The sequence below is a fragment of the Dictyoglomus sp. LHC4 genome, assembly GCF_055181355.1.
In genome coordinates, this window is record NZ_CM143707.1 from 1,191,828 (window position 1) to 1,208,969 (window position 17,142).

A 17,142-nucleotide genomic window follows, 5' to 3' on the forward strand; every position below is an offset into this window, starting at 1 on the left:
ATGCCTAAGTATCATATAATTACCTATGGCTGTCAAATGAATAAGTCAGATTCAGAGAAAGTAGCAGGTATACTTGAAAAATTAGGTTTTCTTCCTACCGAAATGGAGGAAGAAGCGGATCTTATACTTTTAAATACTTGTTCTGTAAGAGAAAGAGCTGAAGAGAAAGTATTTGGTAAATTAGGGGAGCTTAAAAAGTTAAAAAAGAGAAATCCAGAGTTAAAAATTGGAGTTTTTGGTTGTATGGCTCAAAGGATGAAAGATGAGCTTTTAGGAAAATTCCCTCATGTGGATTTCGTTTTAGGGAGTTATAAATTTGTAAGCCTTCCTGAGATATTAGAAGAACTAAAAGATAATAAAAAAGTTGTACTATTTGATGATGAGCCTTATCCGGAGGATGTGGATTGGAAAATCATAAAGAGGGATAGTAAATTTCAAGCTTGGATACCTATTATTTATGGATGCAATAATTTTTGCACGTATTGTATTGTACCTTATCTTAGAGGGAGAGAAAGAAGTAGAAAATTAGAAGATATTGTAGAGGAAGCAAAATATTTAGCAGGACAAGGAGTTTTAGAAATAACTCTTCTTGGACAAAATGTGGATTCTTACGGAAAAGATCTTGGTGATGTAGATTTAGCTGATCTTTTAGAAGAGATTCATAAGATCCCTAATATTAAGAGAATAAGATTTCTTACCTCTCACCCAAGGGATGTAACTGATAAGCTTATTAAAAGAGTGGCAAAACTTCCTAAGGTTTGCCCGCATTGGCATTTACCATTACAAGCTGGATCTGATAGAATTTTGAAAAGAATGGGTAGAGGATACACATATCAAGAATACAAGGATTTAATATATAGAATAAGATCTGAAATCAAAGATGCTTCCTTTTCTACCGACATAATAGTAGGATTTCCCGGCGAAACAGAAGAAGATTTTCAAGCTACAAGAAGAGCTTTAGAAGAGCTAAGATTTGATACGGTAAATTTAGCTATTTATTCTCCGAGGCCTGGGACTCTAGCAGCTAATTTTGAGGATCCAATACCTTTTGAAACTAAAAAGGAATGGTTTGAAGAATTAGAAAATCTTCAAAGAAAAATAATATATGAAAAAAATTTGAGAATGATAGGAAAGGAAGAAGAGGTAATTGCTGAAGAAATTAATCCTAAAAATCCAGAAGAATTAAGTGGTAGGACAAAGAATTTTCGTCTTGTATTTTTCCCAGGCGATAAATCCCTTCTTGGAAAATTATTAGTAGTAAAAATAAAGGAATCCAGATTATGGTCTCTAAGAGGCGAAGTTGTAAGAGAGGTGAATGATTAAATATTTTATGGAAAATATGACCCCTCTTTATAAACAATATAAGAGCATAAAAGACCAATTTTCAGATGCCATCCTTCTTTTTAGGCTTGGAGATTTTTATGAGGCTTTTGAGGACGATGCAAAGATTATATCTCAAGAATTAGATATTGTGCTTACCTCAAAAGAGATTGGAAAAGGAAAAAGAATTCCAATGGCAGGTGTGCCCTATCATGCTTTAGATAGCTATCTTTCAAAATTGGTACAAAAAAAATACAAAGTTGCAATTTGTGAGCAAGTTGAAGATCCTGCTTTGGCTAAAGGGCTTGTGAAAAGAGAAGTAGTAAGAGTTATTACTCCTGGAACTCTTGTTGAGGATACTCTTTTGGAAGATAGAAATAATAATTTTCTATCCTCAATCTATATATTAAATAAAGAATATATAGGTATAGCTACAATTGATGTTTCAACTGGAGAATTCTTTGGAACCGAGTGGATGGGTAAAGATGCTGAGGAAATAATCTATTCTGAATTTGTGCGATTAAAACCTAAGGAAATTATTTTGCCCTTTTCAACAAAGGATATTTGGGGTGAAATATTAACAGATTTAAAGAGAGAGGTTGATCCTAAAATTACCCTCGTTCCTGAGGAATATTTCGAAGAGGCAGAACATAGTTTGGAATTTTCCGAACCAAAAGAGAATTATCCCTTAGCCTTAAAGGCTTCTTATGGTATTTTAAATTATATAAAAGACGTGATGTTTACAATACCTACTCATATTGGTAGATTAGAGTTTTATAAACCTCATCAATATTTAATACTTGATAGTACTGCTATAAAGCATTTAGAACTATTAGAAACTGTTAGAGAGGGACAGAGAAGAGGAAGCCTTATATGGGTGATTGATAAAACTTTAACCTCAATGGGAGCAAGACTTCTAAAGAAATGGCTTCTGCAACCTCTGCTTAATGTTAACATTATCAGAAAAAGACAAGAAGCTATCAAGGAATTATTAGAAAAAGAAGTATTAAGAAGAGAGTTTGAAGAACTATTAAAGAACATGCCAGATCTTGAAAGAATAAATTCTCGCATAAATTATAATACTGCTACTCCGAAGGAACTTATATATCTCATGCAAGCTTTATCCTTCTTGCCTTTCTTAAGAAAGGTCTTTGAGAAAGTAGAATCTTCAAAATTAATTGAGTTAAAGGAAAATATACCAAATTTGGAACCTCTTTATGAGGAGTTAAATAGAGCTTTAGTTGATTCTCCTCCATCCCATATAAAAGAAGGTGGCTTTATTAGAGATGGTTATAATGAGGAGCTTGATGAGTTAAGAGCACTTCTTAGAGATAGCAAGAATTGGCTTATTGATCTTGAGAATAGGGAGAGAGAAAGAACAGGTATAAAGTCTCTCAAAATTGGATTTAATCAGGTTTTTGGATATTACATAGAGGTTACTAAAGCAAACTTAAACCTTGTTCCACCCGAATATATAAGAAAACAGACATTAGTAAATGCAGAAAGATTTATTACACCCGAGCTAAAAGAATGGGAAAATAAGATTCTCCATGCTGAAGAAAATATTAAAAGAATAGAAGAAAATTTATTCCAAGATTTGAGAAAAAAAGTTGTAGGAAGGTCTAAGGATATAGAAACTTTTGCTCAGGTTGTTGCAGAATTGGATGTCTATATATCTCTCGCTAAAACTGCTAAGGATTATGGATATGTTTGTCCACAAGTTACAAATGATTATGAAATAATAATAAGGCAGGGTAGACATCCTGTAATTGAAAGAATGTTACCTCCTGGTACCTTTGTTCCAAACGATACCTATTTAAGTAAGGATAAATTTATAAAGCTTATTACGGGACCAAATATGGCAGGTAAATCAACATATATAAGGCAAGTTGCTCTTATTGTTATTCTTGCTCAAATGGGGTCTTTTATTCCAGCTGAGGAGGCAAAAATAGGGGTTATAGATAGGATATTTACAAGAATTGGAGCATGGGATGATATCTCATCTGGCGAAAGTACATTTTTGGTAGAGATGAAAGAAGTTGGAAATATACTTTCTCATGCTACAGAGAGAAGTCTACTTATTTTGGATGAGGTAGGAAGGGGAACTAGTACCTATGACGGAATAAGTATCGCGTGGGCGGTATTGGAATATATCCATAATAAACTTAAGTCCAAAACCCTATTTGCAACCCATTATCACGAGCTTACTGAACTTGAAAAGGAGCTTAAGAATCTACAAAATTTGAGTGTTGTTGTTCAAGAAAGGGGGAAGGATATAATATTTCTTCATAAAATAGTCGAAAAACCAGCAGATAAAAGTTATGGAATATATGTGGCCCAACTTGCCGAATTACCAAAAGAGATAATTGAAAGAGCTGAAAAAATACTCGTAGAATTGGAAAAGGGCAGAGAAATTCAAAAGAAAGAGATTGTTCAACTCCCACTTTTTTCAGAAGTTACAGATATGCGATTTGAGAAATTAAAAAAGGAGATATTATCTATTAATACTAACGAATTAACACCTATTCAAGCCCTTTTAAAAATCCATGAGTGGAAAGAAATTATAAAAGAATGGGAAAAGTAATAATACTTCCGGAAGAAATTAGAAATAAAATAGCAGCAGGAGAAGTTGTAGAAAGGCCAGTTTCTGTAGTTAAGGAACTGGTAGAAAATTCAATAGATGCAGGAGCAAGAAGAATAATAATTGAAATTATTAATGCAGGAGAAAATTTAATTTCAGTTACCGATAATGGAGAAGGTATGTCTAAAGAAGATGCTATTCTTGCACTTAATAGGTTTGCCACTTCAAAAATAAAAAAAATTGATGATCTATTTAAGATAAAAACATTAGGTTTTAGGGGGGAGGCATTAGCGAGTATAGCCAGTGTTTCAAGAATGGAAATAAGAACAAAGACTGAAAAAGATAAGGGGGTTTTTATAAGAGTAGAAGGTGGAAATATATTGGATGTATTACCATGGGAAGGAAGTATTGGTACAAGTATTAGGGTTAAAAATCTCTTTTATAATGTGCCAGCAAGAAAGAAATTTTTAAAGACTAAGACCACAGAAAGTAATCTTATAGTAGATTTTGTAAAGAAGATTGCATTGGCTTATCCTAATATATCTTTTCAGTATATTGATGATGGAAAGACTAAATTTACCACTTTAGGGAGTGGGAAAATAGAGGATGTAATAATTGAAGTGTTTAAAAATATAAATTTGGATGATTTTATAGAATTTGAGAATACATATGGTGATTATTCTATTTGGGGATTACTAAGTAAACCTGGGAAGTTAGTTTCCATAAAGCCTCAAGATTTCTTTTTTGTTAACAAAAGATGGGTAAGAAATCTTAGTATATTTCAAGCAGTAAAGGAAGGATATAGAGGTAGAATATTGGAAGGTTATTATCCCTTTGTGATTTTATTTTTAAATGTTCCTTATGAGGAAGTAGATGTAAACGTACATCCTACAAAAAGGGAAGTAAAGTTTGAAAAGGAAAAAGAGATTTTTAGTTTTATAGAAAATTCTATAAAAGGGGCTTTGAAGAATTACGAGAAGACATTTAGAACATTAGAATTAGATCGCAACATAAATATTATTGAAGAAAATTATGAAACTAATAATGAAAAAACTTTCAAAGAAGTTATTCAATTACCTCTAACATCAATTGAAAAGAGCTATATTTCTGAAAAGGCTGAGAAATATTTACCTAAAAAAAGTTTTGGCTTTAGAATAGTTGGACAGATATTTAATAATTATGTAATAGTAGAAACTGGAGATAAGTTATTTATTATAGATCAACATGCTGCCCATGAAAGGATTAGATATGAAAGATTAAAAGAAGAAGTAAATTTAGGTCTTCTTCAAAATGTAGAGATTATTTTACCTATTATAATTGATGTTTCCTTAGAAGAAAAGAAGCAGTTAGAAGAAAAAAGAGGAATTTTAGAAAAATTTGCTTTTTCATGGGAAGATTTTGGCCCTAATAGGATAAGGCTTATAAAGGTACCATATGAGTTTTTGAATTTTGAGCCTGTATCCATTGAAAATCTTTTTAAAGAAATAATTTCTGGGATAAATGAAAAAGATTTAGAAGTTTTAGAAGATAAAATTATAAAAAGTATAGCTTGTCACGGAGCTATGAGGAGTGGTGATATTTTAATAAAGGAGGAGATGGAAGCTCTTATACAAATGGTTTTTGATAATCAAATCCCTATTACATGTCCTCATGGAAGACCTTATATATGGGAAATAAAAAAAGAAGAGTTGGAGAAGTACTTTCATAGAAAATGAAAATACCCATAGCAGTTATTTTAGGTCCAACAGGTACAGGTAAAACAGCTCTCTCTCTTGAGCTTGCTGATATTCTTCCAATAGAGATTATATCTGTTGATTCTATGCAAGTTTATAAAGATATGGACATTGGTACTGCAAAGCCTTCTGAAGAGGATAGAAAAAAAGTACCCCATCATATGATAGATATTGTCTCTCCTGATTATCCCTTTACAGTGGCAGAGTTTAAAGAAAGGGTTGAAAAAATAATACCTGAAATATATGAAAGACGTAGATATCCTCTACTTGTAGGTGGTACGCCCCTTTACTATAAAGTATTATTTGGTGAATTTTCTATTCCTCATGTACCGCCAGATTATAAGTTTAGAGAAGAAATGAAAAAAAGAATAGAAAAGGAAGGTATTGAAAGGATATATGAAGAATTGAAAAAAGTTGACCCTAGAACGGCTTCTAAAATTCATTTTAATGATTATAAAAGGATTATTAGAGCATTAGAAGTTTACTATAGGGTAGGAAAACCTATAAGTGAATTAGCTGGTACTAAGATTGAAGATAAATATTTAGTTTCAAAAATTGGACTTTTTTTACCAAAAGAATTGCATTATGAAATTCTTGATAAAAGAGTTGATAAGATGATAGAAATGGGATTAGTGAATGAGGTTAGAAGGCTTTATGAAAAGGGAATAGATGAAAATAAGGTTTCAATGCAAGGTATAGGTTATAAAGAAATATTACAGTATATTAAAGGGAAGATAAGTTTGGAAGAAAGTATACAATTAATTAAAAAAAGGACAAGATTATTTGTAAAAAGACAATATACATGGTTTAAAAAGGACAAAAATATTCATTGGTTTAATGTTTCTTTATATGATCTTCACCAATTGGCAATATTAGTTTATAATACCATAATCAAAGATTGGGAATTATTAGGATATAAATTCAAAGAAAGGGAAGGTGAAAATTTTAATGATTAAAAAGTCTAAAAGAATAGAGAATTTACCCCCTTATCTTTTTGCAAGAATTGATCAATTAAAAGAAGAGGCGATAAAAAGAGGTATAGATATAATAAGCTTGGGAATAGGAGATCCTGATCAACCTACTCCAATGCCAGTAGTGCAAAAATTGTGTGAAGAAGCATTAAATCCTGCAAATCATAGGTATTCATCTTATGAAGGAATGTTAGAATTTAGAAAGGCAGTAGCGGATTGGTATAAGTATAGATTTAATGTAGATCTTGATCCTAAAAAAGAAGTTTTAACCCTTATTGGATCAAAGGAAGGATTGGTGCATATTATTTGGGGACTTGTGGATAAGGAAGATATAGTTTTATGTCCTGATCCAGGATATCCAGTTTATAAAATAGCAACACTTCTTGCAGAAGGTATCCCTTATCCCATACCTTTGAAGAAGGAAAATAAGTTTCTTCCTAAATGGGAGGATATTCCATCGGATATAGCTAAAAAGAGTAAAGTAATGTTTCTTAACTATCCAAGTAATCCGACAGGGGCTGTGATAGATAAGCATGGCTTAGAAGAAGCTGTATCATTTGCAAGAGAAAATGATATAGTGATTTTATATGATAATGCTTATTCAGAGATAACCTTTGATGGGTTTGTTGCTCCAAGTATCTTAGAAATAAAAGGGGCAAAAGATATAGCTTTAGAGTTTGGTTCGCTTTCTAAAACTTTTAATATGACTGGTTGGCGTATTGGTTATGCTGTAGGAAATAGTGATCTAATATCTATTCTTTCTACTGTTAAAACCAATGTGGACTCAGGAGTTTTTCAGGCTATTCAATATGCAGGGATAGAGGCTTTATATAATCTTAGAGATTTTCCAAAGGAAAGTAGTAAGATTTATCAAAATAGAAGAGATATGGTGTTAGATGCTTTCAAAGATTTGGGGGTTGAGATTCTTCCTCCTAAAGGAACTTTTTATGTTTGGGTACCAGTTCCCGAAGGTTTTACATCTACTGATTTTGCTGCCTTTTTATTAGAAGAAATAGGAGTATTGGTAGTACCTGGGATTGGATATGGAGATTATGGAGAAGGTTATATAAGAATTTCTACTACTGTAGAAGAAAATAAACTTAAAGAAGCTTTAAGAAGAATAAAAGAATTTTTCGGTAAGGGGGATTGGAAATCGAAAAAGCCATCCTTGTTGCTAAAATAGAAGATTTAGATGATTTAGAAGAATTAAAACTATTAACAAAAACTGCTGGGGTTTTAGTTAAAGAGGTTTTAGTTTTTGGAGGTGAACCAGATACTTCTTCATTTTTAAGAGTTGGAAAGTTAAATGAGCTGAAGGATCTGGTTCTTAGAAATCAAATTGATGTGGTAATTTTTAATAATGACCTTACTCCTGTACAACTGAGGAATATAGAGAAGGAAATACCAGTTAAAATTATAGATAGAACTATGATTATTTTAGATATTTTTGCTCAACATGCAAGGACTAAGGAAGGTAAGATTCAAGTTGAACTTGCCCAACTTCAATATCTTTTGCCAAGGCTTGTGGGAAGGGGCGAATCTCTTTCCAGATTAGGAGGAGGAATTGGTACTCGAGGACCTGGTGAAACAAAATTAGAGATAGATAGAAGAAAGATTAGACGAAGAATTCATACCTTGAAGAATGAATTAGAAGAGGTTAGGAAAGAAAGGGAGGTACAGAGGAAAAAAAGATTAGATATTCCACAAATTGCTCTTGTAGGTTATACAAATGCTGGAAAATCAACTTTGTTTAATGTACTTACAGGAGAGAATGCTAAGGCAGAAGATCTACTTTTTGCAACTTTGGATCCAATGGTAAGAAGGGTGAAGTTTGAGAATGGTTGGGAATTTCTAATTTCAGATACAGTTGGCTTTATTAGAAATCTTCCCGAAGAGTTGCTTGCAGCTTTTAGAGCAACATTAGAAGAGATATATTATGTAGATGTTATATTACATGTCATTGATATATCTAACAAAAATTTTGAGATGCATATAGAAACTGTTGAATCTTTATTAGAAGAAATGGGAATTGAAGATAAACCTATAATAAGAGTATATAATAAAATTGATTTGTTAAATAAAGCTGAGTTAGCTTATCTGAGAAAAGAGTTATTTTATAGGCCTTCGGTTTTTATCTCAGCTTACCATAAAATCGGAATTAATAAATTAAAAATTGCAATTGTAAAAGAATTGCTAAAAGGTGTTAGAACATATAAGTTTAAAATACCATATGAGAGATGGGGTACATTTCAAAAAATTAAAAATAGAATTTATATTGAAGAAGAAAAATATCAAGATAATTTTGTAGAGATTAAAGCAAAGGTTCCAAAAGAATACAAGAAGGTTTTGGATTCTTTAAGATTTTAAGAGTTCCCACATAGTGATTCCATTTTCCAACATATAATCATTATTAAAGAATAAATATATTTTTTTAGGATTTAATTTTTTGATTTCTTCAGCGTATTTTATAATTTCACTGTCTTTGTAATAGTATGAATACCATTTTTCTCTTCCATGAAACCTCATATATAGTTGAGAATATAAATTTAGTATCATTTTATCTGGTAATTTAGGAGCACTTACTGATACTATAGTCATTCCATGGTTTTTTATTATATTAATAATCTTGTCATCAAACCATTCTATATTTCTCGGTTCAAAGGCAAACTTCTCTTTTAAATTGGAAAAATCATAAAATTTAATAATTTTCTCTAAATAGTTTATTTTTATACTTGGAGGAATTTGAAAAAGATAAAAATCAATAAAGTGATCTAAATCTAAGAAAACTTCATAAAATTTATCCCATTCTTCCATTGCTTCATCGTTAAATCTATGTAGGTGGGTGATTGAACGATTTACTTTGATAACAAATCTTAAATTCTCTGCAAAGGACAGCCATTTTTTAATTGTTTGTTTTTTAGGAATATGATAAAAGGTGCTATTAACTTCTATAGCATTGAAAGGAGTATTTTCAATGTACCAATCTAAGCTTCTTTTTGGATTCCAACTATAATTCCATCCTGATGTTCCAATATAAATATCCACTTTTATTTACCCCTTCGATATTATATAATAGAATCATAAAAAATTATAAATTTTTTAAAATTTTGTGTTTCCTTTGTTGACTATTTTTTACTTTTGTTCTATACTACCATGAACTTTCAAGAATGTACCTTATCTATTTTATTACTTGTATTTTTTACATCCGTAAAAAATTTCCTTACAAGAGGAGGTTTGAGGAATGCCTTATGAGGATTTAGCAATAAAAACAAGAGCAGAATTAGCAGAAATAGCAAGAGAATTGAAAATACCTGGGTACTATCGTATGACAAAAGAAGAAATGATAGAAGCAATAAGTAGGAAATTAGAAGAGGGGGGAGAAAATTTAATTGAGGAAAAAGGTGAGGAGATGGAAACCAAAGTAAAGCCAGATGTTTTAATTGAAAGTAAAGGAGAGACGGAGATAAAGAACGAAGAAAAGCAAGAACAAAAGGATAAGGTTATTATTGATGGTTTTGAGTGTGTTTTTAGAGAGGGTTATTTAGAGATTCAGGAAGAGGGATATGGTTTTATAAGGAAAAACTTTAAGCCAAGTGATGAAGATGTATATATATCTGCATCCCAAATTAAAAAATTTGGACTTAGGTATGGTGATTTAATTGGAGGAATGGTTAGACCACCAAAAGAGAATGAGAGATGGTATGCTATATTAAGGATAGATACGGTTAATGGAAGAGATTTAATGCATTCTCGCCAAAGGCCCAAATTTGATGATCTTATTCCGTACCATCCTACAGAAAGACTAAAATTAGAAACAACCCCAGAAGAAGTAGACACAAGACTTATTGATCTTTTAGCTCCTATTGGAAAGGGGCAAAGAGGTTTAATTGTTTCTCCACCAAAAGCTGGTAAAACAACTCTTTTAAAGAAAATAGCAAATGGAATTTCTGCTAATCATAAAGAAGTTAAATTATTTATTCTACTAATTGATGAGAGACCTGAAGAGGTAACCGATTTTAGAAGATCTGTTCAAGGCGAAGTAATTGGATCTACTTTTGATGAACCACCAGAAAGGCATATACAAGTTGCTAAGTTAGTTCTTGAAAGAGCAAAAAGATTGGTGGAATATGATGAACATGTGGTTATTCTCTTAGATAGTATAACAAGACTTGCTAGGGCATATAACTGGGCAGTACCATCAAGTGGTAGAACTCTTTCAGGTGGAGTTGAGCTTGCAGCTTTACATCACGCTAAAGAATTTTTTGGGGCTGCCCGAAATATAGAGGGTGGAGGAAGCTTGACTATTCTTGCTACAGCTCTTATTGAGACTGGTAGTCGTATGGATGATGTAATTTTTGAGGAATTTAAAGGTACTGGAAATATGGAGCTTGTTTTAGACAGGAAGTTGGCAGATAGAAGAATATTCCCAGCTATAAGTATTTCAAGATCTGGTACAAGAAAAGAAGAACTTTTATATCCTGAGGAGCAGTTAAAGAAAATCTGGTTCTTGAGAAGAACTTTGATAGGGCAAGAAGAGGGAGAAGCTATTGAGGGTTTAAAGAGAATGTTAAGAGAAACAAGAAATAATGAGGAATTTCTGAAATTTATTGATGGGATTATAAAGAAAGGAAATACTGTAAGAAGGTAGGTTAAGGTGACAAAAAGAATATTAATTATTTTATTTATAGCTCTAATAATAGGGACTTTGGCTTTTCTTCTCACTAAAGAAGATATTTCTATAAGGTTATATGTTTACAATCCTCAGAAACAGGCCTTAGAAAGCAAGGATATAAATATTAAGTTGACCAAACTTGAAAAATATTTTATAAAGGAAAAAACATATAAAGAAGCAATCAATAATCTTATTTCTTATTCTGACAATAATATATATCATCTACCTATACCAAAAGGGACAAAAATTCTTAATATATCTGTCAAAAACAATATAGCTTATATAGACTTTTCCGATGAATTAAGGAAGAACCATCCTGGTGGAAGTTTGGGAGAGATGTTAACTGTTTATAGCATTGTAGATACGCTTACAGAGTTTCCAGAAATTAAAAAGGTTCAAATTTTAATAAGTGGTGCTGTGGTAGAGACCTTAGTGGGACATATGGATTTAACCTCTCCTTTAGAAAGGGATCTTTCATTGGTTAAATAAAAATGAAAATTGGGATTATTTCAGATATTCATGCTAATTTGCCTGCATTAGAAAAGGTCTACAGTGAACTTGAGAAAGAAGTAGATGAAATATATTTTTTGGGAGACATAGTAGGCTATGGTCCATATCCCAATGAGTGTATGGAATATTTAAATAAATTTGGTTATTCTGTATTAGGTAATCATGATGCTGCAGTAGTTGATTTGAGAACCTATGACGATTTTAATCCTTATGCTCAATTTGCAATAGATTGGACAAAAGAAAGATTAAGTTGGGAGAATATTGAAAAATTGAAAAAGCTTCCTCTTATTATTGAAAACAATAATTTTTGTTTAGTTCATGGAAGCATCAGAGAACCTCTTGATGAATATTTAATAAATTATTATTCAGTATTGGCCAATTTTGAGATTATGGATGAGAATATTTGTTTCTTTGGACATTCTCATTTGGCTGGGGTTTTTGTATATTCGGATAAAGAAATATACTATGTAAATTTTAGCGAAGGAGGAGAATTAAAGTTACAGAAAAATAGTAAATATTTAATAAATCCTGGTAGTGTAGGTCAACCTCGAGATGGTAATTGGAGAGCAGGTTTTGTTATATATGATGTTGATAAAAAAATTTTAAAATTTAAGAGAGTTGAATATGATATAGGAAAAATACAAAATTATATGAAACTCTTGGGCTTTCCTAAACAGCTTTGGGAAAGGCTCCAATATGGGAGGTGATTAATTTGAAAGTACTTATTATGAGTGATACTCATGGTGATACAAGTTTTTGGGAGTATGTAAATGATTTTTTGTCAGAAGCAGATTTCGTTATACATGCTGGAGATGTTCTTTATCATGGTCCAAGAAATCCACTACCTGCAGGATATAATCCTAGCAAGCTTGCTGAACTTATAAATAACTCAAAACCTTTCTTTTTTTCAAAGGGTAATTGTGATGCTGATGTGGATCAATTAGTTATAAAATTTCCTATTTCTTCTCCTTATCTTCTGTTATATGTAAATCCTTTGAAGATTTTTGTTACTCATGGAGAAAATAAAAATGAAGATGATCTTTTTAATCTTGCAGAACTTTTTGATGTAGATCTTTTAATATTTGGACATATCCACACCCCAGTTCTTAAAGAAAGAGATAAAAGAATAATACTTAATCCTGGAAGTCCTGCTTTACCAAAGACAGAATATAAATCTGTGGCTTTTCTTAATGGAGAGAAAGTTTCGATTATAGACATAATAAGCAAAAAAGAGATTTTTAGTTTGAAATTGACTAAGTGATAATATAATTACATGTTAACTCTTGACTTTAAAGACAATTTTTTATAATATTTATTTAGCAGTCGGGGCATGGCGCAGTTGGTTTAGCGCGCCTGGTTTGGGACCAGGAGGTCGCTGGTTCAAGTCCAGCTGCCCCGACCATATAATAAAAGAGCGGGAGTAGCTCAGGGGTAGAGCATCAGCCTTCCAAGCTGAGGGCCGCGGGTTCAAATCCCGTCTCCCGCTCCAAATTTGATGGGCTCTTGCGCCCATAGCTCAGGTGGACGGAGCGGCAGACTTCGAATCTGCGGGTCGGGGGTTCAAGTCCTCCTGGGCGCGCCAGTAAGAGTAGGTCAAAAAATGTGAATGATGGTGAACGTAGCTCAGGATGGTAGAGCGCTGGGTTGTGGCCCCAGTGGTCGCGGGTTCAAGTCCCGCCGTTCACCCCATAATATATAATAATATATAAAAAGCGCCCGTAGCTCAGTAGGACAGAGCAACGGACTTCTAATCCGTGGGTCGGGGGTTCGATTCCCTCCGGGCGCGCCATTCGCGGGCCGTTAGCTCAACTGGCAGAGCACCTGACTCTTAATCAGGGGGTTGCAGGTTCGACTCCTGCACGGCTCACCAGTTGTGCGAGGGTGGCGGAATGGCAGACGCGCTAGACTTAGGATCTAGTGGGATTTCCCGTGTGGGTTCAAATCCCACCCCTCGCACCAAAGAGATAAGTTGATGAGCGGGAGTAGCTCAGGGGTAGAGCGTCTCCTTGCCAAGGAGAAGGCCGCGGGTTCAAATCCCGTCTCCCGCTCCAAATTTGTATAATATACCCAATGCAAACATTTTTTACGCAAATTTAATAAACTCTTTTTTATTTTTCTTCTTTAATAGTATTTTTTATGATGATATAATATAGCTTTGGTATTTAATATAAAATAATGCTATTTTAACAGATAGGAGGTAATGTAATGACAATTAATGAGACCAACATTAAATATGATGTAGAAAAGCTTGAAGGAAGCAGAGTAAAAGTGAATGTAGAAATAAATCAATCGGAGAGGAAGAAAAGCCTTGAAAAAGCATATAAATCTTTGGTTAAAAGAATTCAAGTACCTGGTTTTAGAAAAGGTTATACTCCTCGTCCTATTTTGGAAAGATACCTTGGAAATGAGACCTTTGAAAGTGAAGCAATAAAAATAGTTGCGAGAGAAACCTTGGAATGGTTTTTAAATAAAGAAAATGTTACACCTCTTCGAGATCCTTATTTTGATATTCCTGATTCTTGGAAAGAAGATGAAAATTTAAAATTCTCTTTTGTGCTAGAAGTGCCACCAGAATTTAAGCTTGGAAGCTATAAAGGTTTAAATATCAGAAAAGAAAAAGTAGAAGTTACTGAGGAAGAAATTAATAGGGTTATAGAACAGATAGAATTACAACTTAGTAAATTAAATCCTGTAGAGGAAGGACAAGTTGAGAAAGGTGATGTGGTCTATTTAGAAAGAATTAAAGAAGATAGTTCCCAGCTTCCCCCGATGTGGTTTACATTAAATGGAAAAGTGTTTCCAGAACTAGAAGATAAGATATTGGGAATGAAACCAGGAGAAGAAAAGGAATTTGAGATAACTTTTCATGAGGGTTTTTATGAAAAAGATTTATCAGGTCAAACTTTAAAATTAAAATGGAGGGTTAATAAGATTTGGAGATATGAAAGGCTTGATCAAGAAACTTTTCTTCAAAAGGTTGGTGTACAGTCTTTTGAAGAGTTTAGAGAGAAAGTAAGAGAAAGCATAAAGGAAGAAAGAGAAAGAAGGTCTGAGGACAAAGCTTTCTCTGAGATTATGAGCAAAATATTGGAAAATACAGAACTTGACCCTCCTTTAAGTTATGTACAGTATCTTGCAGAAAATATTTTTAGAGAATTCGTTAATGATCTTGCAAAAAGAGGAATGAGCTTAGATGATTATCTTAATGAGAAGGGAATAACAAAAGATGAGTTTATTAGAAATGTCATAGAGGATGCAAAGAATAGAATACGGATGGAGATGATTCTTGAAAAGATAGCGGAAGTTGAAAATATTTCTGTTTCTGATCAAGAGATAGAAGATTCTATAAGAGAGATTGCTGATAGTGAAGGTAGAGATTACGAAGAGATTAAAAAAGAAATTGAGAAAGGAGATTTAATAAATACTCTAAGAAGAAATCTTATTAGAGAAAAAGTTAAGAAATTTTTATTAGAACAAAACTTAATAGAGGAGGAATAGATCTATTATGACATTAGTACCTATTGTTATAGAACAGACCCCAAGAGGGGAAAGAGCATATGATATTTATTCAAGGCTTTTGAAAAGTAGGATTGTTTTTTTAGGTACAGCTATAAATGATGATGTGGCAAATCTTATAATTGCGCAACTTTTGTTTTTGGAATCTGAAGATCCTGAAAAGGATATTTATCTTTATATAAATTCTCCTGGTGGTGAAGTTTCAGCAGGACTTGCTATTTATGATACTATGAGACATATAAAGCCTAAAATAGCCACTGTATGTGTAGGTCAGGCAGCAAGTATGGCTGCTATCCTTTTAAGTGCAGGAGACAAAGGTAAAAGATATGCTTTACCTCATTCAAGAGTAATGATACATCAACCACTGGGTAGTGCATATGGCCCTGCTGCAGATATAGAAATTCATACAAGAGAAATCCTTAAAATAAAGAGGATATTAAATGAAATATTGTCATATCATACAGGACAACCTATAGAGAAGATCGAAAAAGATACTGACAGAGATTTCTTCATGTCTGCTTATGAGGCAAAAGAGTATGGTGTTGTTGATGAAGTATTAGAAAGTAAAAAAGGCTAAATCATAGATAAAGGAGATATCAATTTATGGGAAATAGAGAGCTTCATTGTTCCTTTTGTGGAAAGAGTCAAAAAGAGGTTAAAAAACTTATTGCAGGACCAGGAGTTTATATTTGTGATGAATGTATATCAATAGCTTATAAAATATTGGAAGAAGAGAATAAAAAAGACGATACTTATGATAACTTTGAACTTCCAAAACCATCCGATATTAAATCTTTCTTAGATCAATATGTTATAGGGCAAGAGAAAGCAAAAAAAATATTATCAGTAGCAGTTTATAATCATTATAAGAGAATATTTATGAGAGATAAATTAAAAGAGGATGTAGAAATTCAGAAAAGTAATATACTTCTAATTGGACCAACTGGTGTAGGTAAGACTCTTCTTGCAGAAACTCTTGCAAAATTCTTAAAGGTACCTTTTGCTATAGCAGATGCTACTACACTCACTGAGGCTGGCTATGTGGGAGAAGATGTTGAGAATATTCTTTTAAGACTCATTCAAAATGCAGATTGGGATGTTAAAAGAGCAGAAAAAGGAATAGTTTACATTGATGAGATAGATAAGATATCGAGAAAATCTGAAAATCCATCTATTACAAGAGATGTTTCTGGGGAGGGAGTTCAACAAGCTTTATTAAGAATTGTTGAGGGAACTATAGCTAATGTACCCCCACAAGGTGGGAGAAAACATCCTTATCAGGAGTTTATTCAGATAAACACAAAAGATATTTTGTTTATTGCGGGTGGCTCTTTTGAAGGAATAGAAAAAATAGTAGAAAAAAGACTTGATTTATCAAGTATCGGATTTGGTGCACAGATAGAACCTAAAAATAGAAAAAGTTTAAGTCAAATCCTCTCAAATATCATTCCAGAAGATCTTATAAAATTTGGAATGATTCCTGAATTTGTTGGAAGATTTCCTGTTGTAGCAGTTTTAGAACCTCTTAGTGAGGAAGCCCTTATGAAGATATTAGTAGAACCTAAAAATGCTCTTGTTAAACAATATAAGGCATTATTGGCTTTAGAAGGGGTAGAATTAGATTTTACAGAGGATGCATTAAGAGCTATAGTTAAAGAAGCACAAGAAAAGGCTACAGGTGCAAGAGGATTAAGAGCTGTAATGGAAGAACTTATGTTAGAACTTATGTATGAGCTACCATCTTTAGGAATCAAAAAATTTGTCATCACACCAGAATTAGTTTATAATCGTGGAAAATTATCTATAGAAAAATTAAAAAAGATGGCAGGTTAGGGGGTT

Annotated in this window: 14 protein-coding genes and 8 tRNA genes; 21 read left to right on the forward strand and 1 reads right to left on the reverse strand. The window is 32.6% G+C overall.

The window, feature by feature from the left end:
• The 6 genes from miaB to hflX are packed head-to-tail and all read left to right on the forward strand — an operon-like array spanning position 1 to position 8,972.
• Positions 1 to 1,323: a tRNA (N6-isopentenyl adenosine(37)-C2)-methylthiotransferase MiaB gene (gene miaB, locus ACY3JO_RS05890; protein ID WP_463084108.1), complete on the forward strand. Its 1,323-nt coding sequence runs from the start codon at positions 1 to 3 to the stop codon at positions 1,321 to 1,323.
• Positions 1,316 to 3,904, forward strand: coding sequence for a DNA mismatch repair protein MutS (gene mutS / locus ACY3JO_RS05895; protein WP_463084109.1), 2,589 nt, complete (start codon positions 1,316 to 1,318; stop codon positions 3,902 to 3,904). Before miaB ends, mutS begins: the two co-directional genes overlap by 8 nt.
• Complete coding sequence (gene mutL / locus ACY3JO_RS05900; protein WP_463084110.1) at positions 3,892 to 5,616, forward strand: DNA mismatch repair endonuclease MutL; 1,725 nt, start codon at positions 3,892 to 3,894, stop codon at positions 5,614 to 5,616. Before mutS ends, mutL begins: the two co-directional genes overlap by 13 nt.
• Positions 5,613 to 6,590 carry a tRNA (adenosine(37)-N6)-dimethylallyltransferase MiaA gene (miaA, locus tag ACY3JO_RS05905; RefSeq protein ID WP_463084111.1) on the forward strand — a complete coding sequence of 326 codons (978 nt, stop codon included), beginning with the start codon at positions 5,613 to 5,615 and terminating at the stop codon, positions 6,588 to 6,590. Before mutL ends, miaA begins: the two co-directional genes overlap by 4 nt.
• Positions 6,583 to 7,788 (forward strand): LL-diaminopimelate aminotransferase, encoded by a 1,206-nt coding sequence (locus tag ACY3JO_RS05910; RefSeq protein WP_463084112.1) that lies wholly within the window; start codon positions 6,583 to 6,585, stop codon positions 7,786 to 7,788. Before miaA ends, ACY3JO_RS05910 begins: the two co-directional genes overlap by 8 nt.
• Positions 7,752 to 8,972 (forward strand): GTPase HflX, encoded by a 1,221-nt coding sequence (hflX, locus tag ACY3JO_RS05915; RefSeq protein WP_463084113.1) that lies wholly within the window; start codon positions 7,752 to 7,754, stop codon positions 8,970 to 8,972. Before ACY3JO_RS05910 ends, hflX begins: the two co-directional genes overlap by 37 nt.
• On the opposite strand, the gene ACY3JO_RS05920 is transcribed toward hflX, so the two are convergent.
• A complete protein-coding gene (locus ACY3JO_RS05920; protein ID WP_463084114.1) occupies positions 8,961 to 9,650 on the reverse strand; it encodes a DUF72 domain-containing protein in 690 nt (229 codons plus the stop codon). The genes hflX and ACY3JO_RS05920 overlap by 12 nt on opposite strands.
• 196 nt (positions 9,651 to 9,846) lie before the next feature.
• Between ACY3JO_RS05920 and rho the strand changes: the two genes are divergently transcribed.
• From rho to clpX, 15 genes are all read left to right on the forward strand, one after another.
• Positions 9,847 to 11,253, forward strand: a complete 1,407-nt coding sequence (gene rho / locus ACY3JO_RS05925) for a transcription termination factor Rho (protein WP_463084115.1) — start codon at positions 9,847 to 9,849, stop codon at positions 11,251 to 11,253.
• Positions 11,254 to 11,259: 6 nt separating this feature from the next.
• Entirely contained in the window at positions 11,260 to 11,766 is a 507-nt protein-coding gene (locus ACY3JO_RS05930; protein WP_463084116.1) for a GerMN domain-containing protein, read from the forward strand.
• Positions 11,767 to 11,768: 2 nt separating this feature from the next.
• Positions 11,769 to 12,494: a metallophosphoesterase family protein gene (locus ACY3JO_RS05935; RefSeq protein ID WP_463084117.1), complete on the forward strand. Its 726-nt coding sequence runs from the start codon at positions 11,769 to 11,771 to the stop codon at positions 12,492 to 12,494.
• Positions 12,495 to 12,499: 5 nt separating this feature from the next.
• On the forward strand, positions 12,500 to 13,048 hold the full coding sequence (yfcE, locus tag ACY3JO_RS05940) for a phosphodiesterase (RefSeq protein ID WP_463084118.1): 549 nt from the start codon (positions 12,500 to 12,502) through the stop codon (positions 13,046 to 13,048).
• Between the two features lie 63 nt (positions 13,049 to 13,111).
• Positions 13,112 to 13,189: transfer RNA gene (locus ACY3JO_RS05945), tRNA-Pro, on the forward strand.
• Between the two features lie 12 nt (positions 13,190 to 13,201).
• Positions 13,202 to 13,276: transfer RNA gene (locus tag ACY3JO_RS05950), tRNA-Gly, on the forward strand.
• Positions 13,277 to 13,292: 16 nt separating this feature from the next.
• Positions 13,293 to 13,369 (forward strand) — tRNA-Arg (locus ACY3JO_RS05955).
• Between the two features lie 30 nt (positions 13,370 to 13,399).
• Positions 13,400 to 13,476: transfer RNA gene (locus tag ACY3JO_RS05960), tRNA-His, on the forward strand.
• 23 nt (positions 13,477 to 13,499) lie between these two features.
• Positions 13,500 to 13,576, forward strand: a tRNA-Arg gene (locus ACY3JO_RS05965).
• A gap of 5 nt (positions 13,577 to 13,581) precedes the next feature.
• Positions 13,582 to 13,657 (forward strand) — tRNA-Lys (locus ACY3JO_RS05970).
• A gap of 5 nt (positions 13,658 to 13,662) precedes the next feature.
• Positions 13,663 to 13,746: transfer RNA gene (locus tag ACY3JO_RS05975), tRNA-Leu, on the forward strand.
• Positions 13,747 to 13,763: 17 nt separating this feature from the next.
• Positions 13,764 to 13,838: transfer RNA gene (locus ACY3JO_RS05980), tRNA-Gly, on the forward strand.
• Between the two features lie 154 nt (positions 13,839 to 13,992).
• Positions 13,993 to 15,285, forward strand: coding sequence for a trigger factor (gene tig / locus ACY3JO_RS05985; protein ID WP_463084119.1), 1,293 nt, complete (start codon positions 13,993 to 13,995; stop codon positions 15,283 to 15,285).
• Positions 15,286 to 15,292: 7 nt separating this feature from the next.
• The gene (gene clpP / locus ACY3JO_RS05990) at positions 15,293 to 15,880 is read left to right on the forward strand and encodes an ATP-dependent Clp endopeptidase proteolytic subunit ClpP (protein ID WP_463084120.1); all 588 of its coding nucleotides are present in this window, start codon (positions 15,293 to 15,295) and stop codon (positions 15,878 to 15,880) included.
• A gap of 26 nt (positions 15,881 to 15,906) precedes the next feature.
• Positions 15,907 to 17,136 carry an ATP-dependent Clp protease ATP-binding subunit ClpX gene (gene clpX / locus ACY3JO_RS05995; RefSeq protein ID WP_463084121.1) on the forward strand — a complete coding sequence of 410 codons (1,230 nt, stop codon included), beginning with the start codon at positions 15,907 to 15,909 and terminating at the stop codon, positions 17,134 to 17,136.
• Positions 17,137 to 17,142 lie beyond the last annotated feature (6 nt).

Excerpts from the sequence above, each read along its gene's own strand:
- miaB (WP_463084108.1), top strand. The coding sequence starts at position 1 with ATGCCTAAGTATCATATAATTACCTATGGCTGTCAAATGAATAAGTCA.
- mutS (WP_463084109.1), top strand. The coding sequence starts at position 1,316 with ATGATTAAATATTTTATGGAAAATATGACCCCTCTTTATAAACAATAT.
- mutL (WP_463084110.1), top strand. The coding sequence starts at position 3,892 with ATGGGAAAAGTAATAATACTTCCGGAAGAAATTAGAAATAAAATAGCA.
- miaA (WP_463084111.1), top strand. The coding sequence starts at position 5,613 with ATGAAAATACCCATAGCAGTTATTTTAGGTCCAACAGGTACAGGTAAA.
- ACY3JO_RS05910 (WP_463084112.1), top strand. The coding sequence starts at position 6,583 with ATGATTAAAAAGTCTAAAAGAATAGAGAATTTACCCCCTTATCTTTTT.
- rho (WP_463084115.1), top strand. The coding sequence starts at position 9,847 with ATGCCTTATGAGGATTTAGCAATAAAAACAAGAGCAGAATTAGCAGAA.
- ACY3JO_RS05935 (WP_463084117.1), top strand. The coding sequence starts at position 11,769 with ATGAAAATTGGGATTATTTCAGATATTCATGCTAATTTGCCTGCATTA.
- tig (WP_463084119.1), top strand. The coding sequence starts at position 13,993 with ATGACAATTAATGAGACCAACATTAAATATGATGTAGAAAAGCTTGAA.
- clpP (WP_463084120.1), top strand. The coding sequence starts at position 15,293 with ATGACATTAGTACCTATTGTTATAGAACAGACCCCAAGAGGGGAAAGA.
- clpX (WP_463084121.1), top strand. The coding sequence starts at position 15,907 with ATGGGAAATAGAGAGCTTCATTGTTCCTTTTGTGGAAAGAGTCAAAAA.